This is a genomic window from Mesorhizobium sp. B2-6-2 (assembly GCF_006440615.1).
Taxonomy (GTDB): domain Bacteria; phylum Pseudomonadota; class Alphaproteobacteria; order Rhizobiales; family Rhizobiaceae; genus Mesorhizobium.
This window is the reverse complement of the sequence record NZ_VFUG01000007.1, coordinates 55,799-80,169: the sequence shown is the minus strand read 5'-3', so window position 1 is coordinate 80,169 and position 24,371 is coordinate 55,799. Positions and strand designations below refer to the sequence as shown.

Here is a 24,371-nt window from a genome sequence, read left to right as displayed (position 1 = left end):
CCGTCAGCGCGACGACCAGACCGGAAACAAATCGCCCTCGGCCGGCGTCGCGGCATGGACGCCGCGGCTGATCGCGCGCGCCATGGTGGCGCCTGCCGCGGCGAACAGGTCGATCGCGGCATCGGCGCCGAGTTCGATGCCGCTCCTGCCGGTCGCCAAGGCAAACACGAGATCGCCGTCCGCCGGCGTGTGCGTCGGCCAGATCGCGCGTGCGAAGCCGTCATGCGCCGAAATCGCCAGTCGCTTGGCCGCGGCCTTGGTCAGGACGGCGTCCGTGGCGATGACGGCGATGGTGGTGCTGCCGCCTTCGACCTCGCCGCCCATTTGCCTGTCGCGGTATTTCAGCAGGATCTTCCTGGCATCTTCAGGCAGCGGGGCTGGGTAGCCGAGGCCGCCGAACTCGTCGCCGATCTCGAAGGGCGCCGCCCAGAAATGGCGGCTGCGGCCGACCGTCACCGAGCCGGTCGGATTGACGGCGGCGAGCGCGCCGACGGTGACGCCGCTGTCGAGCACGGTCGAGGCGGAGCCCAGCCCGCCTTTCAGGCCGGAGGTCAGGGCGCCGGTGCCGGCGCCCGCCGTGCCGATGGCAAAATCCACTGCTGCCGCCTGCACGGCCCCATAGCCGAGCTCGCGATAAGGCGGATAGCGGCCCCAATCCTTGTCGCCGCCATTGCGCAGGTCGAACAGGATCGCGGCCGGCACGATCGGCACGCGGAAGCCGCCGACCTCGACGCCGATGTCCTTTTCGCGCAGCGCCGCCTGCACGCCCGAGGCTGCGTCGAGGCCGAAGGCGGAGCCGCCGGACAGAACGACGGCATGGATCGTCGCGATCGAGTTCTGCGGCTCGAGCAGGTCGGTCTCGCGCGTGCCCGGCGCGCCGCCCAGCACCTGGACGCCGGCAACCGCGGGCTCGTCGCACAGCACCACCGTGACGCCGGATTTGAGCCTGGCGCCGGCGGCATTGCCGACGCGTAGGCCGGCAACGTCGGTGATCAGATTGCGCGGACCGGTGCGGAACATCACTTGTCCTCCAGCGGCACAAAATGCGTGCCGTCGAAGCGGAAGAGGCGGAACGGGTTCTGGCTGAGATCGCCCTTGTCGTCGAAGCGGACGGTGCCGATCGCTGTCGCAAAATCACGGCCGGTCAGCACTTCGCCGAGCGGCTGCCCAGTGCTTTCCGCACCGGCCAGCACGGCCTTGGCGACCTCGACCGCGGCATAGGCCGGAAGCGTGTAGCCGTCGGGCACGATGTTCTTCGCTGCGAAAGCCTGCACCACCTTTGGATCGGCGATCTCCGACCATTCCGGCGGGGCGATCATCAGTGTGCCGACGGCATAGGGCACATCGCCCGGCGGCGTGCGCAGGCTTTCGCCGCCGGCAAAGGTGATGCCGGCATCGAGCTGGGCGGCGTCGCGGCCCATGATGGCGATATCGTCGCCGTCGCCGCCGGCGAACACCTTGGTCGCGCCGGCCTTCTTCAGCCGGCCGATCAGCCCGATCTGGTTGTCGAGCTGCGGCCGGAACGTGTCGGTGAAGACCGGCTTCAAGGCAGCCTGCTCGGCCGCGGCGCGAAACGTCTCGGCCATCTCGCGGCCATAGATGGTGCCGTCATCGACGATGGCGAACAGATCATCGCGCCAGAGCTGCGTGAGCTTGGCGGCAACCGCGTTGCGCTCATCGTCGCCGCGCGCGCCGAGCCGGTAGACCGGCCAGCCGGTCTTGGCGCGCCGGTCGGTCAGGCTTTCCGTGCGCACGCCGACCGTGATGACCGGGATGTTGGCATCCTTCAGGATCGGCAGCGCCGCCTCGATGGCATCGGTGCAGAGAAAGCCCACCACGACATTGACCTTGGCGTCGACGAATTCCTTCGCCGCCGCGGCGCCGCCATCGGCGGTGCAGGCATCGTCCACGGCCTTGATCGCGATGCCGTTCGCCTCCGCCGCGAGGCTGGCGCCGGCCGCGATCTGCTTGCCGAGGATCGCCGATGGGCCGGAAAGCGGCGCGGCAACGCCGACCAGCGTCTCGGCGTCGGCGCTCGCGGCCAGCGACAACCAGAGCAGCACGGCTGATGTCGTCGTGAGAAGACGCATTCGGGCTAAGAGATCCTCCATGCCGGGAATACAGTCCCGACACTATTCCAGGAAATGCCTAAAGGCTGGCTAAGCGCCGCGCAACACGCGAATTTGCGGATTGCGGTCAAGCACTTCGCGCATGCTATGCAACTTGTGGCGTGCAATATGCCGCCATATATAACGAACTGGTTTCGACAGGTGGATATCGGGTGCTGAAGATCAATGACATCGGGCCGCAGCATTATCGCGATGCGATGGCGCATTTTGCCGGCCATGTGCATGTGGTGACGACCGACGGGCCCGGCGGCAAAAGGGGCGCGACGGTGATCGCCGCCTGTTCGGTTTCGGACACCCCGCCGACGGTGCTGGTCTGCCTCAACCGCGAGAACGCCAAGAACGAGGCTTTCGTCAAGAACGGCAAGTTCGCGCTCAACACCCTCGCATCGGACCAGGAAGCCGTATCGGTCGCCTTTTCAGGCATCACCGGCCTGCCGGTGGAGGAGCGCTTCGCGCTTGCCGAATGGGATGTGATCTCGACTGGCGCCCCGACGCTGAAAGGCGCGCTGGCCGTGTTCGACTGCGAGATCATCGATAGCAAGGACCTTGCCACCCACCGTGTGCTTTTTGGCAAGGTGACAGGCCTGCGCATCGGCGATAATTTGCGGCCGCTGATCTACCACAACCGCGGCTATCATTTTCTTTGAACGTGCAAGCGGGATCCACGGAGACAAGATGACCGCCCCGCGCCCCGCGCCGAAGACGATCGACGAAACGCTCGATCTTTTGACAGGCGCGGATTATGTCGCGGACCGTTCGCTGGCGACGGTGCTGTTTCTTTCACTGCGCATGAAGCGGCCCTTGTTTCTCGAAGGCGAGGCCGGCGTCGGCAAGACCGAGATCGCCAAAGTGCTGGCCGACACGCTCGGCCGCCGGCTCATCCGCCTGCAGTGCTATGAAGGACTCGACGTCTCCTCGGCCGTCTATGAGTGGAACTATGCCGCGCAGATGATCGAGATCCGCATGGAGGAAGCGGCGGGCACGGTCGTCCGCTCCGATATGGAGCGTAACGTCTTTTCCGAGAAATACCTGATCCGCCGTCCGGTGCTCGACGCGCTGACCGGCAAGGCTGGCGCGGCGCCGGTGTTCCTGATCGACGAGCTCGATCGCACCGACGAAGCTTTCGAGGCGTTCCTGCTCGAGATTCTTTCCGATTTCCAGGTAACGGTTCCGGAACTTGGCACGATCAAGGCGGAAGAGCCGCCGATCGTCATCATCACCACCAACCGGACGCGCGAAATCCACGACGCGCTGAAGCGTCGCTGCCTCTACCACTGGGTCGATTATCCGAACGCCGAACGCGAGCTGGAGATCGTGCGCCGCAAGGTGCCGCAGGCGAACCGCAGGCTTTCGGCGGAGGTCGTGTCCTTCATTCAGAAGCTGCGCCAGGTCGAGCTGTTCAAGGCGCCCGGCGTTGCCGAGACCATCGATTGGGCCGGCGCCTTGACCGAGCTCGACAAGGTGGCGCTCGATCCGGAGACCGTGTCGGATACCATCGGCGTGCTTTTGAAATACCAGGACGATATCGCTCGTATCGGCGAGGGCGAGGGCCGGCGCATCCTCAATGAGGTGAAGGCCGAGCTTTCGGCGGCGGAGTAGGGGCGATGCCGTCGCCGCGCCCGGAACCCAAAGAGGCGCTCGCCGATGGGCGCATCGCCGACAACATCGTCTATTTCGCGCGTGCGCTGCGCAAGGCCGGCATGCGCGTCGGCCCGGCCTCGGTGAAGGACGCTATCGAGGCAGTGCTTGCCGCCGGCATCGGCTCGCGCGACGATTTCTACTGGACGCTGCACGCAGTGCTCGTCTCGCGGCGCGAGGATCATGCTGTCTTCGACGAGGCCTTCCGCCTGTTCTGGAAATCGCGCGAGCTGATCGAGAAACTATTGGCGATGTTCTCGCCAGTCGCACCGGACGATCGCGAAAAGCAGAAGCCGCGGGCGGCCGAGAACCGCGTCAGCCAGGCGATGTTCGAGGGCCATCGGAAAAACCAGCCGGTCCGGGAAGTGCCGGAAATCGAGGTCGACGCACGGATGACTTTTTCCGGCAATGAGGTGCTGCGCGGCAAGGACTTCGCCCAGATGGATGCGGCTGAGATGGCTGAGGCCAAAAAGGCGATTATGGCCTTGCGCCTGCCCTTCGATCTGATCCGCACGCGGCGCTTCAAGGCGGGCGCGCAAGGGGGCCGCATCGATCCGCGCGCTATGATGCGCTCGGCCGCGCGCACCGGCGGCGAACTTATCCTGCCAAAATTCCGGTCGCAGCGCCAAGTTCATCCGCCGCTGGTGGTGCTGGCCGACATTTCCGGCTCGATGAGCCAGTACACCCGCATCTTCCTGCATTTCCTGCATGCGCTGACGGAGAAGCGCCGGCGCGTGCACGCCTTCGTTTTCGGCACGCGGTTGACCAACCTGACCCGCCAGATGCGCCATCGCGATCCCGACGAGGCTCTGGCCGAATGCTCGGCGGCGGTGAAGGACTGGTCGGGCGGCACCCGCATCGGCGACACGCTTGCCGAGTTCAACCGGCTGTGGTCGCGGCGCGTGCTGGGGCAGGGCGCCGTGGTGCTTCTCATCACCGACGGGCTGGAGCGCGACGACGTCGCCGGCCTTTCGCAGGAGGTGGAGCGGTTGCATAAATCCTGCCGGCGGCTGATTTGGCTCAATCCGCTGTTGCGCTTCGACGGTTTTGAGGCCCGCGCCCGTGGCGTGAAAGCGATGCTTCCCTATGTCGACGAGTTCCGGGCAGTGCACAATCTCGACGCGCTGGCCGATCTTTGCGCCTCGCTCGACCAGCGGCCGGCGGCTTCGGTCGACCCGCGCCACTGGCGGCAAGGTGGCAGGAGGCAGGCCGCGTAGCCATATGTTTCCTTGGCGGGAAACCAACGTTTACCGTAGGGATGACCAAGGCTCCTTGAAAAAACCGATTTTGCGAGAAGCGACGATGGATGAGAGCATTTATCTCGACGAGGCCCGCGATCCCCTAATCATCGCGGAAGGCTGGATGAAGGGCGGCAAGGATGTCGCTATCGCGACCGTGGTCGAGACCTGGGGTTCGGCGCCTCGCCCGGTCGGCAGCCATCTGGTCATCGACGCCGAGGGCAATTTCCATGGCTCGGTCTCCGGCGGCTGCGTCGAGGGCGCCGTGGTGACCGAGGCGATGGACGTCATCGACAGTGGCAAGGCAAAGATGCTGGAATTCGGCGTCGCCGACGAGACTGCCTGGCAGGTGGGCCTTTCCTGCGGCGGCCGCATCAAGGTCTATGTCGAAAGGCTGGGCTGATCACAGATGGATCCCTACGTCCTGAAGACGCTCAACGAAGAACGCCGCGCCCGCCGCGCCGCGGTGCTCGTCACCGACCTGGACGACGGCCGCGACCGCATCGTGCGCGAGGGCGACCATGTTGCGGGCGATCTCGGCGCGGAGATCGCCAATGCGTTCCGCACCGGCAGTTCACAATCGGTGGAGGCGGAAGGGCGGACGTTCTTTCTCAACGCGCATCTGCCGCGCCCGCGCCTCGTGGTGATCGGCGCCGTGCATATCAGCCAGGCGCTGGCGCCGATGGCCAGGATCGCCGGCTATCCGGTCGAGATCATCGATCCGCGCACCGCCTTCGCCACTCCGGAACGGTTTCCGGACGTTGTGTTGCATGCCGAATGGCCGCAGGATGTGCTGAAGCGCGCGCCGCTCGACAGCTATACCGCGCTTGCCGCCGTCACCCACGATCCGAAAATCGACGATTTCGCGCTGAAGGCGGCGCTCGACGCGCGATGCTTCTATGTCGGGGCGCTCGGTAGTCGCAAAACCCACGCCAAGCGTGTCGAACGCCTGCTGGCGCTCGGCGCCGATGCCGACCAGATTGCGCGCATCCACGCGCCGATCGGCCTCGATATCGGTGCCGCCAGTCCGGCTGAGATCGCCGTCGCCGTCCTTGCGCAGACGATCCACGCTTTCCGCTCGCGCGGTCTCGAAGCAAAAGGCGCCGTGGCGTGAAATTCGGGCCGGTGCCGATCGACGAGGCGGAAGGAGCGGTGCTGGCGCATGCGACCACCGCCGGCGAAAAACGCTTCCGCAAGGCGCACCGGCTGAGCCGCGAGGATATCGCGGTGCTCAAGGCGGAGGGCGTCGGCGAAGTCGTCGCGGCGGTTCTTGCCGCGGACGATTTGGGCGAAGATGCCGCAGCCGCGAAGATCGCCTCCGCCATGCGTCACCGCAACATCGAGGTCAAGCCGGCTGCGACCGGGCGGGTGAACATGCACGCCGGCGCTTCGGGCGTCTTTACCGTCGACGCCGCAATGATCGACGCCATCAATGCCGTCGATCCGGCCATCACCATCGCGACGTTGGCGCAGCACGCGCCGGTCGAGAAGGGCCAGATGGTGGCGACGGTCAAGATCATCCCCTTTGCCGTCGCCGCAAGCCTGGTGGACAGCGTGGTGAGGATTTGCGCCGGTCGCGAGATATTTGCCGTCAATGCCTATCGCCCCGTAACAGTCGGCGTCATCCAGACGATGCTTCCCGGCGTCAAGCCGAGTGTGCTCGACAAGACGCTGCGCGTCACCGAGGCCCGGCTGGCGCGTTTCGGCGGCCGACTGACGGCTGAACGGCGCACGCCGCACGACGTGGCGCCGGTCGCCGCGGCCGCAACCGCGCTGGCGCGCGACAACGACATGGTGGTGATCTTCGGCGCCTCGGCGATGAGCGACTTCGCCGATGTCGTGCCGGCCGCGATCGAGCAGGCCGGGGGTACCGTCGTCCGCGCGGGCATGCCGGTCGATCCCGGCAATCTGCTGGTGCTCGGAACGCTCGACGGCAAGCGTGTCGTCGGCGCGCCCGGATGCGCGCGCAGCCCGAAGGAGAATGGCTTCGACTGGGTGCTCGATCGCCTGGTTGCCGGGCTTGAAGTGACCGCGGGCGACATTGCCGGCATGGGCGTCGGGGGCCTCCTGATGGAAATTCCGACCAGGCCGCAGCCACGCGAGCCGGCGCCGCAGCCGGCAAGGTCGGCGATGAAAGTCGATATCGTGCTTCTGGCCGCCGGCCGTTCGAGCCGCATGGGCGGGCCGAACAAGCTTCTGGCGCTGTTTGACGGCGAGCCACTGGTGCGCCGTACCGCCTCCCGCGCGCTGGGCTCGAAGGCTGCCGCCACCATCGTCGTCACCGGCCACCAGCGCGAGCGCGTGCGTTCGGCGCTTGCTGGTCTCGGTGTGACGGTCGTCGACAATCCTGATTTCGCCGATGGCCTCGCTTCGTCGTTGAAGGCGGGTATCGCGAAGGTCGCGCCCGACGCGGCCGGCGCCATGATCGTGCTCGGCGACATGCCGGGCGTCTCGGCGGGGGACCTCGACAGCCTGATCGACGCTTTCCGCAGCTCCGACGGCCGCTCCGTGGTGCGCGCTTCGCACCAGGGCAAGCGCGGCAATCCGGTGCTTTTGCCGCGCTCGCTTTTCGCGGCCGTCGCGCAGCTCGAGGGCGATACCGGGGCGCGCCATCTGGTCGAGACCGAGGGTCTCGACGTCATCGACGTCGAGATCGGGCAGGGCGCCTCGATCGATGTCGATACGCGCGAGGCGCTGGAAGGGGCGGGCGGCGTTCTGCAGGATTGACAAAGCAGAGCCGAATTTCGCATGCCTCTCGGCATGGCTTTGCGTTATCGACTTTTCTTCGCCCTGATCGCCGCGACAGCGCTTTCCCTCTCGACGGCCGAGGGGCAAACGCTTTCGCTAAAATCGTTCAAGGACGATCTCTTCGCCTATCCGGCGACACTGTCGACCGGCGACAACGGCGCTTACACTGTCCTCGACTATCGCGAGATGCGCGACATCAACCAGCGCGACGAGGTACCGGAAAAGCGCGTGCATGCGCAATACACCGATCCCGGGGTGCGCAAGGTGCAGCAAGACCTGATGCTGAAGACCGATGCCGGCGATATCAGACATGTCGCGGTCGGCAGGACGGAAGGCGCGTCCATCATCGTGCTCTACCTGCACGGGCAGGGCGGCAGCCGCAAGCAAGGCGTTGACGACTTCACATTCGGCGGCAATTTCAACCGCATCAAGAACCTGATGGCCGCCAACAACGGGCTCTATCTTTCGCCCGATTTCCCCGATTTCGGCGACAAGGGCGCAGCGCAGGTCGCGGCGCTCATCGACCACTATGCCGAGACATCGCCGGACGCGAAGATCTTCGTCGCCTGCGGCTCGATGGGCGGGTTGATCTGCTGGAAGCTCGCCGCGCGCAAGGACACGGGCGGCCGCATCAATGGGCTGCTGCTGCTCGGATCTCTGTGGGACGACAGCTTTCTCACCAGCCCCGCCTTCAAGCGCCGCGTGCCGGTTTTCTTCGGCCAGGGCAGCCATGACGTGGTCTTCCCGGTGGAGAAGCAGGAAGCCTTCTTCCGTTCGATCCTCGCGAGGAAGGCTTACCCGACCCGCTTCGTGCGCTTCGAGACCGGCACGCACGGCACACCGATCCGCATGGTCGACTGGCGCGGCACGCTGAACTGGATGCTGACGAGGGCTCCCTGATTTCCTCTGCCGAGGCTCAAGGCGCCGTGTTGTAGTCGATGACCGTCTGCGGATTTTGCTCGCCGTCATAGGATGCATCGACGTCATACTGAACAAGCGAGAAATCGCCGTTGCGGAAGAGGTAGGTTCCCGATGACGAGGCATCCCCCACACCACGCCATTTGTTCGATGTGGTGATGGTTTTGGTGTTGTCGTCATAGTCCGAATTGGTCGCCCAGCCGCTGGTCTTGAACCCGATGATATGGATCGATTCGACCTTGCCTTCGCTGTTGTTGTTCTCGTAGCGGATGTCGAGATCCGGCTCGGTGAACTGCAACTGTGAGACGCCGTCGACATCGTCGGTGATGTAGGAGACCGCCGTCTCGTTGTAGGCGGCCATCGAGCAGAAGAAGCGGAACAGCCGCGTCTCGCGCTCCGGATCGCTGGGCTGGGCGTCCTTGTCCTTGTAATGGATGGAATGAGCCTCTGGCTCGCCGATCGGCTTGCCGTCCGGATCCTGCTTGTCGCATTGGTCGCCATAGGTGGCGAGGAAGGCTTTCTTGGCCTGTTCCAGGGCCTCGTCCTTCTTCGGCGGCGGCGGACCCTCGCCGCAGCTTGCCGGCACGGCGCTGTCGAAATCCTCGGTCGACGGCTTCAACGCGCCCTTGTCGATGAAGATCGGCTGAAAGGGCGGCTCCTGGATCTGCGCATTGACCTGGCGGACCGTGTAGCAGCCGGCGAAAACCTTGGCGTCGCCTTTCTTGTCGGTCGCCTGAATGGCGACCGGGACGCTGTAGTAGATGCTGCCGGCAGCACCGTCCTCCGAGATAGCGCCAGTCTTGACTTCGACGCTGTCGGTGCCGTCGTAACCCTTGACGAAGGCGTTGAAATCCTTTGCCGGCTTCGTATCGCCGAAATAGCCCCAGGCACGGGCGAATTCGTGACGGTTGATGGCGCTGTAAAGCGAGCGGACGACCGCATCGGCGCTTGATCGGTCATCGACATAGGGCGCATCCGCCGCGGACGCGGAATGCGTGAAGCCGGCCAATGAGAAAAAGACAGTCGCTGCGAAAGTGGCTCTTTTCATCGAATCCTCCGCTCGGTAACGAAAATACTACCACGGCGATTGCGGCGGCGCGGTGACGCCGTGGACAGGGCCGCTTGAAGAATCGTGGCGGGAGGCGCTAGTTCACGGCCCGCGGCGCTGGGCCGCGTGGGGAGATTGCCCGTGACCATTTCCATGTACGACATATCTGTGGGCGTTTTTTCCGCCAGGCTGAAGGCGCTGGCCAGCGTATTGACGGCGGCGGAGCAGAATGCCGGCGAACGCAAGATCGATCCGCAGGTGTTCCTCACGGCGCGGCTGGCGCCCGACATGTTCGCGCTGGCCAGGCAGGTCCAGATCGCCACCGACCATGCCAAGGGCGCGCCGTCGCGGCTCGCCGGGCGCGAGGTGCCGAAATATGAGGACAATGAAGCGAGCTTTGCCGAGTTGCAGGCCCGGATCGCCAAGACGCTCGATCATCTGGCGACGTTTGCGGCGGGCGATCTGGAAGGATCTGAGGACAGGACGGTCGAAGTGCGGCTCGGCGGCCGCGAAACCACGCTGCCCGGCCTGCAATATCTGCTGCATCTGGCGATGCCGAATTTCTACTTCCACGTCACCACGGCCTACGACATCCTGCGCCACAATGGCGTGCCGCTCAGCAAGCAAACTTTCCTCGGAAATCGTTGATTTTGAATGGCTTGGAGGTTTCCCGGGATTCCGGGAAACCTCTTTAGGTCAGCTCAGCGGATCGACATTTCGCGCGCGATGCGCGGAAAATCCGCCGGCTTGACGCCGATATCGGCGCGGTCCGCATTGCTCATCGCGTTCAGAAGCGCGAGCGCCGAGCGGTAACGCTGGTGTTCCTGCGGCCTCGGCCGAGCGAACATTTCAGTGAAGAACCCCATGACTCAGTTGCCCCAGTTGGTCCTCCCGACTCCAGCATATAGGCGATTTGTTAAAATTGTGCAGTGCAGCATTTGCATGGCTGCCATGCCGCGACAATTTTTCCCGCCACAATCGATTTTCCGTGAAACTTTTCGGCAGGCTCGACCGTAGGCACCCGTGCCGGCACATGGCTGGCTTTTTCCTCGCCACTCCTGGCGACCTTGCCGGACTGCACGAATGAGCAGTCCGGCTTTTTATTTTCCGATGCCGTCTTGTCCGATGCTGTCTTGCCGGGCGGAAAAAAGCTGCCAATTGTCAACATCGCCAGAATTCATTCTTAACGAGAGCGCCCTATCTTTGGCGCCATCACTGCATGCCGTCGCGACAGGGAGGTTGAGATCGGCACCGGGAACAAGCTCGATTTCGCTTCGTTGCTCGACGACCTGATCGTCGCCTCCGAGAAAGGCGAGGACGAGGGCGCCCGGCCGTCTATCCCGTTCGATTATCTTTCCGTTGCCGATGAATTGCATTCCGGCCGCATCAAGGTCGCCGGCGAGAGCGTCGCCGCCGAATATCGCGAGCAAGGCGCCGACCTTGCTGCCGAGTTCGCGGCACTTCTCGACCAGGCGAAACTGGCGCTTGCCGGCGAAGAGCACTGGCCGGAGGAGAAGCTGCCGCCGATCGATCCCGAGGCGATCGCCAGCGAGCTCGGCCTTGACCGTCCGGCCAAGAATGCCGATTTCGGCCGCATCCGCCGCAACTTCGCCTTCGCCAACCATCCGGACCGGGTCGCGCCGCACCTGCGCCAGCGCGCAATGATCCGCATGCAGGTGGCCAACATGCTGATCGACGAAGCCAAGCGGCGGGCTTTAGCCGGGGCCAGGCGGTAGTTCCCTCCATCAGAGACTTCAACTGTTCGCTTCGGCGACCCGTCGCAAGCCATCGAGATTGGCTGGAGCCTCTCCAATATTCGTCATTCTTGGGCGTAGCGACGCGAAGCGGAGCGCAGACCCAACGATCCATTCCGTGACCTTCAACGTAGAGTGCAACGGAGCAGAATTCTGTAATCGCTGCAACGCCTTAAGGTAACGGAATGGATTCTAGAGTCTGCGCGCGTCGCTTCGCTCCTTGCTCCGCCCTAGAATGACGAACTGACTGACGCTTCGGCCAATCTCGAAACTGGGCGACTTTGCAAAACGCAAGCGTTTTGCTCTATGTTCAACTTCCTCCCCGCGCTGTCCGCGCAACCTCCCGTCGGAGACATTTCATGCACAAACGCCGCCTCGGTCGGACCGATCTTCTTGTTTCGCAAATCTGTCTCGGCTCGATGACCTGGGGGCAGCAGAACAGCGAGGCCGAGGGCCACGCGCAGATGGATCTGGCGTTCTCGCGCGGGGTGAATTTCATCGACACGGCCGAGCTTTACCCGATCCCGCCCAAGGCGGAGACGCAAGGGCGAACCGAGAGGATCATCGGCAGCTGGATGAAGGCTAATCGCAACCGCGACAAGGTCGTCCTTGCCTCGAAGGTGGTCGGCCGCACGGCCAATACGTGGTTTCGGGGCGATCGTCCGTCGAAGCTGGTGCGCGCGGATATCTTCGACGCGGTCGAGAAGTCGCTGGCCAAGCTCGGCACCGACTATATCGACCTCTACCAGATCCACTGGCCGGACCGGGACATTCCGTGGGGTTCGAATCCGACGCGGATCGGAGCGGTGGCGCGCCGGGCCGATGCCGCAGCCGCGCCCGCAGACGAGACACCGGTTGCCGAGACGCTCGCCGTCTTCGAGGACCTGGTGAAAGCCGGCAAGATCCGCCATCTCGGCCTCTCGAACGAAAGCTCCTGGGGCGTCATGCGTTTCGTCTTCGAGGCCGAGAAGGGCTCCGGCCCGCGCGTCGCCTCGCTGCAGAACGCCTACAACCTCGTCAACCGCACCTTCGAGGTGAACCTTGCGGAGGTCTGCCAGCGCGAGGAGATTGCGTTTCTTCCCTATTCGCCGCTGGCGCAGGGTTATCTCACCGGCAAATACGATCATGGCGCGCGACCGCAGGGCTCGCGCTCGCAACTCTTCAACCGCGGTCAGCGCTACGAGACGCCGAACGCGGCGGAGGTGCTGCTTCAATACAATGAGCTGGCGCGTTCCTTCGGCATGGAGCCGGCGCTTTTCGCCAACGCCTATGTGGCGAGTCGGCCCTTCGTGACGGCGAATATCGTCGGTGCCACCAGCGTTGCGCAACTCGATATGGCGCTGTCCTCGGTCGATGTCGCCTGGACGGAAGAAATGCAGAAGGCGGTTGACGCCATCCACCAGCGTGTCGGCAATCCGTGCCCTTGAGCGGGAATCGTCGAGAAAAGACGGATCGTTGAGAAAAAACAGGGTGGTAGAGACGATGGCAGACTTTCCGATCGAGGCCGTGCGCGGCAGATTTCCGGCGCTTTCTCTGACTGATGAAGGCCATCGCCGCATCTATCTGGACAACCCCGCCGGCACGCAGGTGCCGCTGATGGTGGCCGACGCAGTCTCCCGCTGCCTGTTGACGACCAATGCCAATCTGGGTGGGTTCTTTGAGACTACGGTCGCGGCCCAAAAAGTGGTCGACGCTGCGCATGCCGCGATGGCCGATTTCCTGAACGCATCGAGCGTCGAGGAGATCGTCATCGGCGCCAACATGACGACGCTGACCTACCACATGTCGCGCACGCTTGGCCGTACGATGCAGCCGGGCGACGAGATCATCGTCACGCGCATGGACCACGAAGGCAATGTCTCGCCCTGGCTGCAGCTTGCCGAGGATCTCGGCCTCGTCGTGCGCTTCCTGCCGTTCGACGAGCGGAGCTGGCAGGTGGAGGAGGAAGCGCTCAAGGGACTGCTTTCAGAAAAGACGCGGCTCGTCGCGCTGAACTATGCCTCGAACCTCACCGGCTCGATCAACCGGGTAAAGGTGCTGACGGCGGCAGCCAAACAGGCCGGCGCGCTGGTTTATGTCGATGCCGTGCAATTCTCGCCGCATGGGCTGATCGACGTGCAGGCGCTCGGCTGCGATTTCCTGATCTGCTCGGCCTACAAATTCTTCGGGCCGCATATGGGCATTTTGTGGGGCCGGCGCGACGTGATCGACGCGCTCCAGCCTTACAAATGCCGCTGCTCGTCGAACGTCCTGCCCGAGCGGTTCGAGCTCGGCACGCCGCAGATCGAGCTGATGGCCGGGTTGACGGCGGCAATCGACTATTTCGCCGATCTCGGCGCTGCCGCCGGCGAGAGCGGATCGCGGCGGCAGCGGATCGCCAAGGCGTTCGAGGTCTCGATCGCTTACGAGAATACGCTTGCCCGGCAATTGATCGAAGGCCTGTCCGACATCGAGGGCCTGATGATCCACGGCATCACCGATCCGGAACGCCTCGCGGAACGGGTGCCGACCGTTTCCTTCACCGTCGAAGGCATCGCGCCGGAAACGATCGTGCGGCAGATGAATGCCGAGAACATCTTCCTGTGGTCAGGCCACAATTATGCGTGGGAGGTCGTCCACCAGCTGGGCATACCCGCCGAGCAGGGCGTCGTGCGCATCGGCATTGCACATTACAACACGGCCGCCGAGATCGAGGAGACGCTGGAAAGCGTACACAGCGTGATCGCGATGCTGCGGCAGCAGCGTTCTTAAGGCCGCCTAACGCTTGCCGCCGAAGCCGGTGAGGAATGCAGTGAGGTTGTCTCCGAGCGCATCGCAGAGATAGCCGCCTTCCTGGATGATGACCGTCGGCAGGCCGAGCCCGGCGATCGCTTCGCCGATGCGCGTGAAGCCAGGCGTCGTCACCGACAGGCCGCCGAACGGGTCGCTCTCGAAAGCGTCGAGGCCGAGCGCCACGACCAGCGCTTCCGGCGCGAAGGCGCGGATGCGCTGGACGGCCGTCGCCAGCGCTTCGAGAAAGGCCGCGTCGCCGGACTTGCGCGGCAGCGGCAGGTTGAGATTGTAGCCGAGGCCGGGACCTTCGCCGCGCTCGTCGGCATATCCCCAGAAGAACGGGTAGAAGCGCACCGGATCGGCGTGCAGCGAGACGGTGAGCACGTCGGGGCGGGCATAGAAGATGCCTTGCGTGCCGTTGCCGTGATGCAGGTCGACATCGAGAATGGCGACGCGGGCGGCGTTCTTGCGCAGCACCTGTGCCGCGACCGCCGAATTGTTGATGAAGCAGAAGCCGCCTGCGACATCGGCGAAGGCGTGATGTCCCGGCGGGCGGCAGAGCGCATAGGCCGAAGGCGCGCCGGCGATAACCGCTTCGGCGGCTTCCACCGCGCTCCAGGCGCTCCACAGCGCGCTGTTCCAGGTCTCGGCGGAGATCGGGCAGGCGGTGTCGGCCATGTGGTAGCCGGCCTGGCCGACCGCCGAGGCCGGGTAGGAGCCGTTGCGGGCGATCGGGTGGATGTTCGGGATGACTTCCGCCGAGGCGCCTTCGATGCGCTGCCAGCGCGCAAAAATGTGCTCGAGGAAATCGAGATATTCGGGCGTATGCACCGCCGCGATCGGGCCGAGCCCATGATTGCCTGGACGTTCGATCGTCAAGCCGGCCGATATTGCGCCGGCTAACAATCGTTCAATCCGCTCCGGCTTTTCCGGGTTGGGCTGCGGCGCGCCGCTGGAGAGGAAAGCTTTCGGGTGATGGCGCTTCTGCTCCTCGGCATAGAAAGCTTTCATCGTCATTCCTCCGGCGTATCGGCAAAGGCGAAAAAGGAATCGCCGACGATTTTCTGCACCTGCTCGTAGCTCGACCGGCCGATGCCCAGTCTTTCATAGAAGGCCTTGGCCGTCTCATTGTCGGTATCGACGGACAGCCTCAGATAGCCACCGCCCGCCGCGCGGCACTCCTTCGCCACGCGCCGCAGCAGTTTTTCGCCGATGCGGCGGCCGCGGAAGCGATCCTCGACATAAAGGTCCTGCACATAGACGCCGGGACGGCCCATCCAGGTCGAGAAGATCGGAAAATGCAGGCAAAGCCCGGCGAACTCGCCGTCAATCTCGGCGATCAGGGTCGAGAAAGCGGGATTGGCGCCGAAGCCGTAGCGGCGCAGATCCTCGGGCGTCGAGGTGATTTCCTGATGCGCGCCGGTATGTGTGCCGAGGCGCAGCAGGGCGGCATGGATGGTTTCGACATCGTCGATGGTGCCAGGGCGGAGGGTGATGGTTTGCGAGAGGTTGCTCACTGTGAGCGTGGCGCCCAGGCGCCTCCCTCTGGCCTGCCGGCCATCTCCCCCTCGAGGGGGGAGATCAGCAGCTTCGGCGCTGCCGCCGATTCTGCTACGTGCGAGATTTGCGAAGGCGGTCGTGACGGCCAATCTCCCCCCTTGTGGGGGAGATGTCCGGCAGGACAGAGGGGGGCGCGAAGGAACGCAAGCATCTCAGATTGGCCTTACCTCAAAAAGCCACCATCCCTCATCCCTCCACCGGCAGATCGAGTTCCTCCGCCAGCGCCTCGAGCGAATCTCCGATGATGGAAATCATCTCGCCGATCTGCTCGGCCGTGATGATCATCGGCGGCGCCACCATGAAATTGTCGCCGTCGACGCCGCCCTTGACCTTGCGGCCATAGATGATCAGGCCGCGCGCATAGGCGTGGTCGAGAAGGCGCTGCGTTGCCTTGCTGGCCGGATCGATCGGTCTCAAAGTCTCGGGATCGGCGACCATTTCGGCGCCGGTGAGCAGGCCCTTGCCGCGCACATCGGCGATGAAGGGGAAGCGCTTTTGCAAGCCCTTCAACTCTGCCATCAGCACGTCACCCATGGCAGCGGCGTTGGCGATGAGATCGAGCCGGTCCATCTCGCCGAGCACGGCGAGGCCGGCGGCGCAGGCGAGCGGATTGCCGGCATAGGTATGGCCATGCTGAAAGCCGCCTGAGGCCAGCAGCGGCCCGACCAGGCGCATCGGTGCGGCGAGGGCGCCGAGCGGTGCGTAGCCCGAGCCCAGGCCCTTCGAGAGGGCGACGATGTCGGGCCTGCAGTTCCAGTGGTCGCCGCCGAGGAACTTGCCTGTCCTGCCGGCGCCGCTCATCACTTCGTCATGGATCAGAAGAATGCCGTAGCGGTCGCAGATTTCGCGGATGCGCGGATAGTAGCTGTCGGGCGCGACAAGGGCTGCGGTCGCAGCACCGCCGACCGGCTCCATGATGAAGGCCAAAACGCTTTCCGGGCCTTCTGCGAGAATCTTCTCCTCCAGCACATCGGCGTAGCGGATACCGCGCTGTTCCAACGAGAGGTTGTCGCGGTCGCGCCAGGCTGTGGGCGCAGGCACCGTCGGCATGACCCGCATCATCGGCGTGAAGGTTTCGGCCAGCGCATCATCGCCGGTGATCGAAAGCGAGCCCAGCGTGCCGCCATGAAAGGACGGGAAGCGGGTGATCACCTTCCAGCGCTTGGGTTGGCCGGTGGCGACCGCCCATTGGCGGGCGAGCTTGATGCAGGATTCGGTCGCTTCCGAGCCGCCCGAAACGAAGAAGATGCGGTCCATGCCTTCGGGGAGTTTGCCTGCAAGTTTCCGCGCCAGCTCCTCGGCGGGCTCGTTCTCGAAATGCAGCCGGTAGGCGAAGGTGGTCTTGTCCATCTGCCGCTTCATGGCGTCGAGCACGTTGCGGTTGGAATGGCCGATATTGGCGACCATCGGCCCGCTCGAGCCGTCGATGAAGCGGCGGCCGTCCTTCGTCCAGAAATAGATGCCCTCGGCGCGATCAACGAGCGGCCGGCGCAGGCTGGAGAGGTAGAACAGATGCGACGGCGGCCGCGCTTCGGCCTCTGCTATGGGCTGGACTTCCGGTTTCGACATGTCAGGACTTTCCGAGGTAACGGTCGAGAACATTTTTGGTCACGCGTTCGACCATCGCGTCCTGCCTTAGCAGGCCGGCGACCCATTCGCAGCTTCCGGCGTGGAAGACCTCGCCTTTGCCGCGCGGGAAATTGACGATCATGCCGTTGCCGCGCTTGACCTTGTCGAGATTGGCGTCGCTCGCCTCGCCGAACAACGTCTCGGCGGTGAAGCGGCCGTCCTCGTCGGTGAGGAACTGGTCCTCGATCGGGATGTCGGCGCTTTCCTCGACCTGGCTCGCCATGCCGACCGCCAGCACCTGCAAGCCGTCCGGCGCGCCGCTGGTCGCGGTCGGGTAGGGCAGGCCGCCGCGGATCTCGAAGTCGAGCCCGTCGACCTCATAGCCATAGACATGGCTGTCGGCGCCGAGCAGGTCCCCATAATAGATGCCGGTGCCGGCGAAGGCCCAGTGCTCGGGCCGGTAGACCGGGAAGCCGCGCACGCCGCGCGGCGCGCAGCCGCCCCAGCCGGCATAGACGCCTCGGGTCGCATTGAGGCCGAAGGTGGCGCTGCCGGGACGGCCGATCTCGGGCGCTTCCCAGGAATTGGTGGCGCGGGTGACGTCGCCGCCGCGATAGGCGGGATCTTCCGCGCGTGCCTTGTATTTGTAGCAGACCTGGCGGCGGCCTTCGTCCTCCAGCCTCGTCTGCCACATGAAATTGCCGGCGAAGCGCGCCGCATGCCCGCCGCGCTCGACATAGGTGTCGACGGCGTCGCGCATCTCCCAGGTCCAGTATTCGTCGTGGCCGACGAAGACGACACAGTCATAGCCGTCGAGGATTTCGGGCGAGAAATGCAATTCGTGCTGGCTGGCGAGATCGACCTGATAGCCGGTGCGCTCGGCGAAGCGGAAGAAATGGCTGTCAAAGCTCGCCCAGCCTGAAGAGGCGTATTTCTTCGAATGCCCGGTGGCGAAAGCCCATTCCATGTGCGGGTAACGCGGCACGGTCTTCGGCGGCACCGCGACTTCCAGCGGTACGCGCGGCGCATCCTTGGGCAGCACGACGAAGCCGCGGCACCAGGGGCGCTGCGTCGAGACAGTCGTGGCGTATTGATCGCGGTTCGGGCCTGTGATGCCCTGATAGTGGTTCGAGCCGCCCCACGTGTTGTAAGCGAGCCAGGTGCCGGTAGCGGCGACCTGCAGCAGGCGGCCCGCTTTTCGGCCGGGCAGAGGTGTGACGATGAAGAGATGGTGGCTATGGATCGGCGTGCCGTCGCGGCCTTCGGTCGAGAGCGTCACGCGGTAAGCGCCGGACGGCCAGTCGTCGCCGACACGGAATTCGAACGAAGCCTCCCAGCCGCAGCCTTCGACCGAGCATTGGTCGGGCGTATCTTGCCAGCGCGCCGACAGGCCCGCGCCCTCGAAGACTTTTGTTTCGCCGTCGCCGTCGCGGATGACGGCAAGGCTGAATTGCGGCGTCGACGCGCTGACGAAGAGCGTTACCGTCTCGCCCGGACGATAGGAAAACCGGTCGCTGTAGCCCCAGATCTCGCCGCTGGAACCATCCATGCCCGGCCATTCAAAGTAATGGCCGCGCACCGCCTCGCGGCGCTGCTCGGGCGTCAGCCCGAAATCGGGGAATTCGGCGGGCAATTGCGTCAAGGGACACCTGAGATCACGAGGCCGTTATTGAGACCATTGGCCGGCCAAGCGTCAAATGGAAAGCATCGGGCCAGGGGCGCTCGCGCTTGGCCGCCGCCGGCAAACCAACTATTCATGCTGAGGCGACATTCTCGCCGAGGAGCCGACATGCTGCGTGTGCAAAAGGTCAAGGTCGACGACATCTACGTGCCGACGGCGCGGCGCAAGACGCTGCATCCCGAGACGGTGCGCCATCTTGCCGAGGATATTCTCGAAAACGGCATGAAGACCCCGATCCAGGTGCGGCACGACGGCAAGCGCCACATCCTGGTCGAGGGGTTGCATAGGCTCGAAGCCGCGAAATGGCTCGGCGAGACCATGATCGACGCTTATCTCGTGCAGGCCAAGCGCCACTGATACTCTTCCTGTGGAGTGGCCTGCCGAGGCGCTTCCACTCTCCCCGAATTATTTAGCGCGCCATGTCGGCTTGGGTTCTCCCACCGCGTCCTTGAGGCAACGCAAGCGGAGAGGAGACTGAAATGCCCAAGACCGTGTTTTTCGCCATCCTTGCTTCGGCAATGACCCTCATAGCCTCGCCGAGCGCAAAATCCGAGGAGACCAAGCCTGCCATGACCAGTGAAACCAAAGCTCTCTTGAAGCCGGAAAAATCCGGCCTGCTGCCGATCGACGGCGTGAACTACTACTACGCCGTCTACGGCAAGGGCGAGCCGCTGCTACTTTTGCATGGCGGCCTGGGTTCAAGCGACATGTTCGCGCCGATCCTGCCGAAGTTTGCCGAACATCGCACGGTGATCGCCGTCGACCTGCAGGGACATGGCCGCACAGCGCTCGGCGAACGGCCTTTCAGCCTTGGAGCGATGGGCGACGACATGGCGGCCATCGTCAAGGCGCTCGGCTACGACAAGGTCGACGTCATGGGCTATTCGCTTGGCGGCGGCGTCGCCTTCCGCATGGCCGTCCAGCATCCGGAAGCGGTGCGTCGGCTGGTCATGGTGTCGACCGGCTACGCCGCCAACGGCTTCTATGACGAGATGCGGCCGCAGCAGGCGCAGGTGAGCGCGGCGGCCGCCGAGTTCATGAAGGACACGCCGATGTACAAATCCTATGTCGCCGTGGCGCCAAAGCCCGAGGATTTCCCAAAACTGCTCGATGCGCTCGGCGCCTTCATGCGCAAGGACTATGATTTCTCGGCCGAAGTGCCGAAGCTGAAGATGCCCGTCATGCTCGTCTACGGCGACAGCGACATGTACAAGCCGGAGCATGAGATCAAGTTCTTCCAGATGCTCGGCGGCGGATTGAAGGACGCCGGCTGGATGCGCGAGCACCTGTCGCAGAATCGGCTGGCGATCATCCCCAACCGTACGCATTACGACGTGTTCTTCGCGCCGGAACTGGTCGCCAGCACGCTGCCGTTCCTCGACGGTGTCACCAAGGTGAAGACCTGGGACGAGATCGTCAGCGAATGAATCCCGGCCGCTGGCCGCCTGAGGGCAGCCGGCCACCAGCATCAGCTCAAGCGATCGCATCCTATCAATGTTTTTTGATTGACCCTGCCATGCCGGCCACTACGGTGCCCGGCATTTCCATGAGGCAGGTGTTCGGTGATGACCAAGTATGAGGGCGGATGCCTTTGCGGCGCGGTGCGCTACAGGGCCAAGGCCGAGCCGATCAACGAACGCGTCTGCCATTGCCGCATCTGCCAGAGAGCGATCGGCGCCGCCTTCAATGCGCGAGTTCTGTTTCGCATCGACGACGTGACCATCGAAGGACCGGTGGCGACGATCAATTCCACGCCAGACCTCAAGCGCGGCTTCTGTCCTGTTTGCGGCACGACTTTGTTCTCACGCCGCGATTCCAGGGGCATTCTCGGCGTCACCTCCGGATCGCTCGACGACCCGTCCCTGTTCAAGCCGGACATGCATTTCTGGACCGCCTCGAAGCAGCCCTGGGTGATGCTCGACGATGGCCTGCCGCAATATGAAGGCGCGCCGCCGACTTAGAGCTTAACCTTCTCCCCTTGTGGGAGAAGGTGGCCGAGCGAAGCTCGGTCGGATGAGGGGTGTTCCAGGGAATGCCAGCGTCTCACTCCGCTGGAACACCCCTCATCCGTCTCGGCGCATGCGCGCCGATCCACCTTCTCCCACAAGGGGAGAAGGAAGAATGCCTGCACAAAAATTTCATCTTCGATTCACGAGATAGCCGGCAAAGCGTCATTGGCGGGCCATCATTGGCTGCCTATCTAAGCGCCGTGCGGGAAGGCATCGAGGAGGCGACGGATGAGCGAGAGCATCAACACCCTGGACGAGCTTTTGAACGACCCGATGGTCCAACTCGTGATGGCGCGCGACCGCGTGCGCCCGGCCGAGCTTCGCCTGCTTCTGGAAAAGGCTCGCGAGAGGGCGAGCGAGGATTCCCGCATCGATCAGGCTTCGGTGCCGCCAGCGCATGTGGTGGCAAGAAGCTGCCTGAAGCAGTGGTTGTACCGCTGAGGCAACTCGAGGGAAATTGGTCAGCTCGAATTCGCGGGCAAGTAACTGTAATGGCTACGCAAATAGGCGAGCTTGAAGCCGAGCCGGTCGTAGTTGCGATAGGCCGGCCCGTCGCGGTCGGGGCGCGGCGCCTCGATATCGGCGACAAACAGTTTCGCGCCGGCGGCTATGCCGTCGCGGACCAGCCTTTCGCCAAGCATGGCGTCAAGATCGAAGCTCGGCGCCATGATGCCGGGCACCGGCGCGTCGATGCCGCTCCAGGCGGCCCCATCTGAGATGAAGAGCGAGCGCACGGCGGCGACCGCGCCCCTGCGTTTCAGCATGTAATGATGCCAGCCCTTGCGGCCGACAAGCGCCATCAGCCAGGGCGAGGTAGGGAGCCTGTATTTGGCATCGATGAAAGATGCCCATTCCGAAGCTGTCCTGGGCGTGACCTCCTGGATCACCAGATCGTCAACCGGGATCAGCGGGTCGCCCGGGAAAAGCGGTTCGTCCGGCAGCGGCGTCGCGTCGCGGTAGATGCGCTCCCAGCCGCCTTGCTGCTGCATCCCGCGCGCTTCCAGCCAGCATCTCAGCCGCGACGGCTCGTTATGCGGGCTGGTATAGAACCAAGGCCGCATGACGCCGGCCGCGCGGTAGTGCGCGAGCAGCGCGTCGACCTGTTCTTCCGTCGCCGACCCATCGACGCCGATATTCTTCACGCAGTTGAAATGGATGAACGGGATCGTCGTGCAGGTGGTCCACACAAGGTCGCCGTCGCTTGCGATCGAAAGCCCGTGCCGCGCCGCGAAATCCGCCGGCGCCGCTTCGTAGAGGTCGAGCCAGGCGGCGACGTCGGCGCGTTCGATGGCGCGGCTGAAATCGCGCGACACCGCCTCGATCGCGATGTCCGGGACGTGCGTTTGCGGCGGCACCGCTGGTTGCAGTTCCGAGAGGGCGGCTGTCGACATGGTGATGCTCCTCTGATTTGCCTTACAGTGTAAGATTAACGGATGATAATGTGGAGGCGGCCATTGTCAAGCAAGATTAGCGGCACCTTACAAATCCGTGAGTTGGAATCACGCTATCGTGAGGCTAAGCCTGTCTGCCAGGCTTTTCGAATGACGATTCACTTTTGCCTCGGGCCGGGGCGCTGGGAAAAGGATTGAGATGACCGACGTCTGCACTCAAGGACTGGACACCGGCTTTGTCGGCCTGGGTTACGCCAAGGTGGCGTTTCTGGGCATCGTGCAAGGCATCACCGAATTGCTGCCGATCTCGTCCACGGCGCATATGCGCATCGTGCCGGCCGTGCTCGGCTGGCAGGACCCCGGCTCGGCGTTCTCTGCCGCCATGCAACTGGCGGCGCTGGCGGCGGTGATCAGCTATTTCTGGAGCGATGTCAGGGACGTGCTGTTCGGTTCGGTTGCGGCGATCTCGCGCCGCGATTTCGGCGACCGCTATTTCCGCCTGGCGATCAGCATCGTGCTTGCCACCGTCCCGATCGTCATTGTGGGCCTCGCGCTTTCCGGCGTGCTCAACGCCTGCAATTCGCCGCTGCGGGGGCTCGCCGTCATCGGCTGGGCCTGTATCGCCATGGCGATCCTTTTGGCGCTCGCCGAGATCTTCGCCAGCCACAAGCTCGTGCTGCGCCAGGCATCGATCCTCGACGCGCTGCTGGTGGGCGTCGCCCAGGTCGGCGCGCTTATTCCGGGCGTCTCGCGCTCGGGCTCGACGCTGACGGCGGCGATGGGGCTGGGCTTCGCCCGGCCGGAGGCGGCGCGCCTGTCCTTCCTGCTCGGCCTGCCGGCCATCGCGCTGGCCGGCCTCAAGGAGCTCTATGAACTGCACAAGGTGCATCTCGATGCGCATGGCTGGTCGATCCTGGCCGTCGGCCTTGTCGTCGCCTCGATCTCGGCTTTCTTCGCGATATGGGGGCTGATGCGCGTGCTCGAGCGCTTCTCCGCCTGGCCGTTCGTCATCTATCGCGGCCTGCTCGGCGTGGTGCTGCTGATCGGCGTCGCGACCGGTTGGCTTGTCTAGAGGTCTCGGCCCACTCCGCTATATCGACGCCGCCGCCCGGGTGCGCTGATGGATCTTGTGACTCTGCTGCAATCCGTGCCGTTGCTGGCCATGCTGGTGAAATCGGCGGCGCCGGCGGCTATTGGCGCCGGCATGGGCCTAAGCCAATGGCTGGCGGCGCTGCCGCCGTGCCGCGACCAGGTTTTTGAGAACGCGACCTATCTGGTCTGCGAGGCCGATCCGAAGCATTTTTCCATCGAGCTGTTCTGGAAGAACAAAGATGGCGATCTCTACCGATCGCTGCACAATCTGCGTAGCGCGCAGCAGGCTGCGGGGCGCACCATGCTCTTCGGCATCAATGCCGGCATGTATCATCCGAACCTCGCGCCGGTCGGCCTCTATGTCGAGCGCGGCGAGCAGTTCACGCCGGCGAAGTCGGGATCGGGCACCGGCAATTTCTCCATGCAGCCCAACGGCATCTTCTATCTCAGCGCCGGCAGGGCCGGCGTTCGTGCGACCAAGGATTATCTGAAGCGCCCGCCGCGCGTCGACTATGCCACGCAGTCCGGGCCGATGCTGGTCATCGACGGCAAGCTGCATCCGAAATTCCGTTACGACGGCACCTCGCGCAAGATCCGCGATGGCGTCGGCGTGCGCGCCGACGGGGTCGCGGTCTTCGCGATCTCGAACGATGTCGTGACTTTCCACGAATTCGCGCGGCTGTTCCGCGACCGGCTCGGCTGCCCGAACGCGCTCTTCCTCGATGGCTCGATCTCGAGCCTCTATGCACCCGCGATCGGCCGCAACGACGATTTCTGGAATCTGGGGCCGATGATCGGCGTGTTCAGGCGCTAGCCAAGAACCG

At 64.3% G+C, this 24,371-nt stretch carries 27 protein-coding genes; 17 read left to right on the top strand and 10 right to left on the bottom strand.

Going from position 1 to position 24,371, the window contains the following annotated elements; translation table 11 throughout:
• Positions 1-3: 3 nt before the first annotated feature.
• Positions 4-1,020, bottom strand: a complete 1,017-nt coding sequence (locus tag FJ419_RS16280) for a P1 family peptidase (protein ID WP_140695045.1) — start codon at positions 1,018-1,020, stop codon at positions 4-6.
• A complete protein-coding gene (locus FJ419_RS16275) occupies positions 1,020-2,090 on the bottom strand; it encodes a branched-chain amino acid ABC transporter substrate-binding protein (RefSeq protein WP_140695042.1) in 1,071 nt (356 codons plus the stop codon). Before FJ419_RS16275 ends, FJ419_RS16280 begins: the two co-directional genes overlap by 1 nt.
• Before the next feature lie 191 nt (positions 2,091-2,281).
• Here FJ419_RS16275 and FJ419_RS16270 point away from each other — a divergent pair, with 191 nt between their 5' ends.
• From FJ419_RS16270 to FJ419_RS16240, 7 genes are all read left to right on the top strand, one after another.
• Positions 2,282-2,776 carry a flavin reductase gene (locus tag FJ419_RS16270; RefSeq protein WP_140695039.1) on the top strand — a complete coding sequence of 165 codons (495 nt, stop codon included), beginning with the start codon at positions 2,282-2,284 and terminating at the stop codon, positions 2,774-2,776.
• Between the two features lie 28 nt (positions 2,777-2,804).
• Positions 2,805-3,728 carry a MoxR family ATPase gene (locus FJ419_RS16265; protein WP_140627591.1) on the top strand — a complete coding sequence of 308 codons (924 nt, stop codon included), beginning with the start codon at positions 2,805-2,807 and terminating at the stop codon, positions 3,726-3,728.
• A 5-nt stretch (positions 3,729-3,733) separates the two neighbouring features.
• Complete coding sequence (locus tag FJ419_RS16260) at positions 3,734-4,984, top strand: VWA domain-containing protein (protein WP_140695036.1); 1,251 nt, start codon at positions 3,734-3,736, stop codon at positions 4,982-4,984.
• Positions 4,985-5,069: 85 nt separating this feature from the next.
• Positions 5,070-5,408, top strand: a complete 339-nt coding sequence (locus FJ419_RS16255; protein WP_140695033.1) for an XdhC family protein — start codon at positions 5,070-5,072, stop codon at positions 5,406-5,408.
• A 6-nt stretch (positions 5,409-5,414) separates the two neighbouring features.
• A complete protein-coding gene (locus FJ419_RS16250; protein WP_140695030.1) occupies positions 5,415-6,119 on the top strand; it encodes an XdhC family protein in 705 nt (234 codons plus the stop codon).
• Positions 6,116-7,732: a molybdopterin-binding/glycosyltransferase family 2 protein gene (locus FJ419_RS16245; protein ID WP_140695027.1), complete on the top strand. Its 1,617-nt coding sequence runs from the start codon at positions 6,116-6,118 to the stop codon at positions 7,730-7,732. Before FJ419_RS16250 ends, FJ419_RS16245 begins: the two co-directional genes overlap by 4 nt.
• Positions 7,733-7,765: 33 nt before the next feature.
• On the top strand, positions 7,766-8,653 hold the full coding sequence (locus FJ419_RS16240; RefSeq protein WP_140695024.1) for an alpha/beta fold hydrolase: 888 nt from the start codon (positions 7,766-7,768) through the stop codon (positions 8,651-8,653).
• 16 nt (positions 8,654-8,669) lie between these two features.
• Here the strand turns inward: FJ419_RS16240 and FJ419_RS16235 are convergent, their stop codons facing one another.
• Entirely contained in the window at positions 8,670-9,719 is a 1,050-nt protein-coding gene (locus FJ419_RS16235) for a DUF1176 domain-containing protein (protein ID WP_140695021.1), read from the bottom strand.
• A 141-nt stretch (positions 9,720-9,860) separates the two neighbouring features.
• On the opposite strand from FJ419_RS16235, the gene FJ419_RS16230 reads away from it, so the two are divergent.
• On the top strand, positions 9,861-10,367 hold the full coding sequence (locus FJ419_RS16230) for a DUF1993 family protein (protein ID WP_140695018.1): 507 nt from the start codon (positions 9,861-9,863) through the stop codon (positions 10,365-10,367).
• A gap of 53 nt (positions 10,368-10,420) precedes the next feature.
• Here the strand turns inward: FJ419_RS16230 and FJ419_RS16225 are convergent, their stop codons facing one another.
• Both FJ419_RS16225 and FJ419_RS16220 read right to left on the bottom strand, forming a co-directional pair.
• Complete coding sequence (locus FJ419_RS16225) at positions 10,421-10,585, bottom strand: DUF1127 domain-containing protein (protein ID WP_140546832.1); 165 nt, start codon at positions 10,583-10,585, stop codon at positions 10,421-10,423.
• 50 nt (positions 10,586-10,635) lie between these two features.
• Entirely contained in the window at positions 10,636-10,887 is a 252-nt protein-coding gene (locus FJ419_RS16220) for a hypothetical protein (RefSeq protein ID WP_140695015.1), read from the bottom strand.
• A gap of 109 nt (positions 10,888-10,996) precedes the next feature.
• On the opposite strand from FJ419_RS16220, the gene FJ419_RS16215 reads away from it, so the two are divergent.
• From FJ419_RS16215 to FJ419_RS16205, 3 genes are all read left to right on the top strand, one after another.
• The gene (locus tag FJ419_RS16215) at positions 10,997-11,455 is read left to right on the top strand and encodes a hypothetical protein (protein ID WP_140546834.1); all 459 of its coding nucleotides are present in this window, start codon (positions 10,997-10,999) and stop codon (positions 11,453-11,455) included.
• A 377-nt stretch (positions 11,456-11,832) separates the two neighbouring features.
• Positions 11,833-12,900: an aldo/keto reductase gene (locus FJ419_RS16210; protein WP_140695012.1), complete on the top strand. Its 1,068-nt coding sequence runs from the start codon at positions 11,833-11,835 to the stop codon at positions 12,898-12,900.
• A 55-nt stretch (positions 12,901-12,955) separates the two neighbouring features.
• Positions 12,956-14,224, top strand: a complete 1,269-nt coding sequence (locus FJ419_RS16205; protein WP_140695009.1) for a cysteine desulfurase-like protein — start codon at positions 12,956-12,958, stop codon at positions 14,222-14,224.
• A 6-nt stretch (positions 14,225-14,230) separates the two neighbouring features.
• Here FJ419_RS16205 and FJ419_RS16200 read toward each other — a convergent pair whose 3' ends face one another.
• The 4 genes from FJ419_RS16200 to FJ419_RS16180 form a co-directional block, all read right to left on the bottom strand.
• The gene (locus tag FJ419_RS16200; protein ID WP_140695006.1) at positions 14,231-15,256 is read right to left on the bottom strand and encodes a histone deacetylase family protein; all 1,026 of its coding nucleotides are present in this window, start codon (positions 15,254-15,256) and stop codon (positions 14,231-14,233) included.
• A 2-nt stretch (positions 15,257-15,258) separates the two neighbouring features.
• The gene (locus FJ419_RS16195) at positions 15,259-15,762 is read right to left on the bottom strand and encodes a GNAT family N-acetyltransferase (RefSeq protein WP_140695002.1); all 504 of its coding nucleotides are present in this window, start codon (positions 15,760-15,762) and stop codon (positions 15,259-15,261) included.
• 229 nt (positions 15,763-15,991) lie between these two features.
• On the bottom strand, positions 15,992-17,374 hold the full coding sequence (locus FJ419_RS16185) for an aspartate aminotransferase family protein (RefSeq protein WP_140694996.1): 1,383 nt from the start codon (positions 17,372-17,374) through the stop codon (positions 15,992-15,994).
• Position 17,375: 1 nt separating this feature from the next.
• Positions 17,376-19,016 carry a N,N-dimethylformamidase beta subunit family domain-containing protein gene (locus FJ419_RS16180; RefSeq protein WP_140694992.1) on the bottom strand — a complete coding sequence of 547 codons (1,641 nt, stop codon included), beginning with the start codon at positions 19,014-19,016 and terminating at the stop codon, positions 17,376-17,378.
• A gap of 147 nt (positions 19,017-19,163) precedes the next feature.
• Between FJ419_RS16180 and FJ419_RS16175 the strand changes: the two genes are divergently transcribed.
• The 4 genes from FJ419_RS16175 to FJ419_RS16160 all read left to right on the top strand — a co-directional run bounded on the left by FJ419_RS16175 (position 19,164) and on the right by FJ419_RS16160 (position 21,505).
• Positions 19,164-19,412, top strand: a complete 249-nt coding sequence (locus tag FJ419_RS16175) for a ParB N-terminal domain-containing protein (protein WP_042644583.1) — start codon at positions 19,164-19,166, stop codon at positions 19,410-19,412.
• Positions 19,413-19,534: 122 nt separating this feature from the next.
• Positions 19,535-20,482, top strand: coding sequence for an alpha/beta hydrolase (locus tag FJ419_RS16170; protein WP_140694989.1), 948 nt, complete (start codon positions 19,535-19,537; stop codon positions 20,480-20,482).
• Between the two features lie 138 nt (positions 20,483-20,620).
• On the top strand, positions 20,621-21,016 hold the full coding sequence (locus FJ419_RS16165; RefSeq protein ID WP_140694986.1) for a GFA family protein: 396 nt from the start codon (positions 20,621-20,623) through the stop codon (positions 21,014-21,016).
• 276 nt (positions 21,017-21,292) lie between these two features.
• Positions 21,293-21,505 (top strand): hypothetical protein, encoded by a 213-nt coding sequence (locus tag FJ419_RS16160; protein ID WP_140694983.1) that lies wholly within the window; start codon positions 21,293-21,295, stop codon positions 21,503-21,505.
• 20 nt (positions 21,506-21,525) lie between these two features.
• On the opposite strand, the gene FJ419_RS16155 is transcribed toward FJ419_RS16160, so the two are convergent.
• On the bottom strand, positions 21,526-22,455 hold the full coding sequence (locus FJ419_RS16155) for a hypothetical protein (protein ID WP_140694980.1): 930 nt from the start codon (positions 22,453-22,455) through the stop codon (positions 21,526-21,528).
• A gap of 199 nt (positions 22,456-22,654) precedes the next feature.
• Between FJ419_RS16155 and FJ419_RS16150 the strand changes: the two genes are divergently transcribed.
• Entirely contained in the window at positions 22,655-23,527 is an 873-nt protein-coding gene (locus FJ419_RS16150) for an undecaprenyl-diphosphate phosphatase (RefSeq protein ID WP_140694977.1), read from the top strand.
• A 48-nt stretch (positions 23,528-23,575) separates the two neighbouring features.
• Entirely contained in the window at positions 23,576-24,361 is a 786-nt protein-coding gene (locus FJ419_RS16145; RefSeq protein WP_140694974.1) for a phosphodiester glycosidase family protein, read from the top strand.
• The last annotated feature ends 10 nt before the right edge of the window (positions 24,362-24,371 follow it).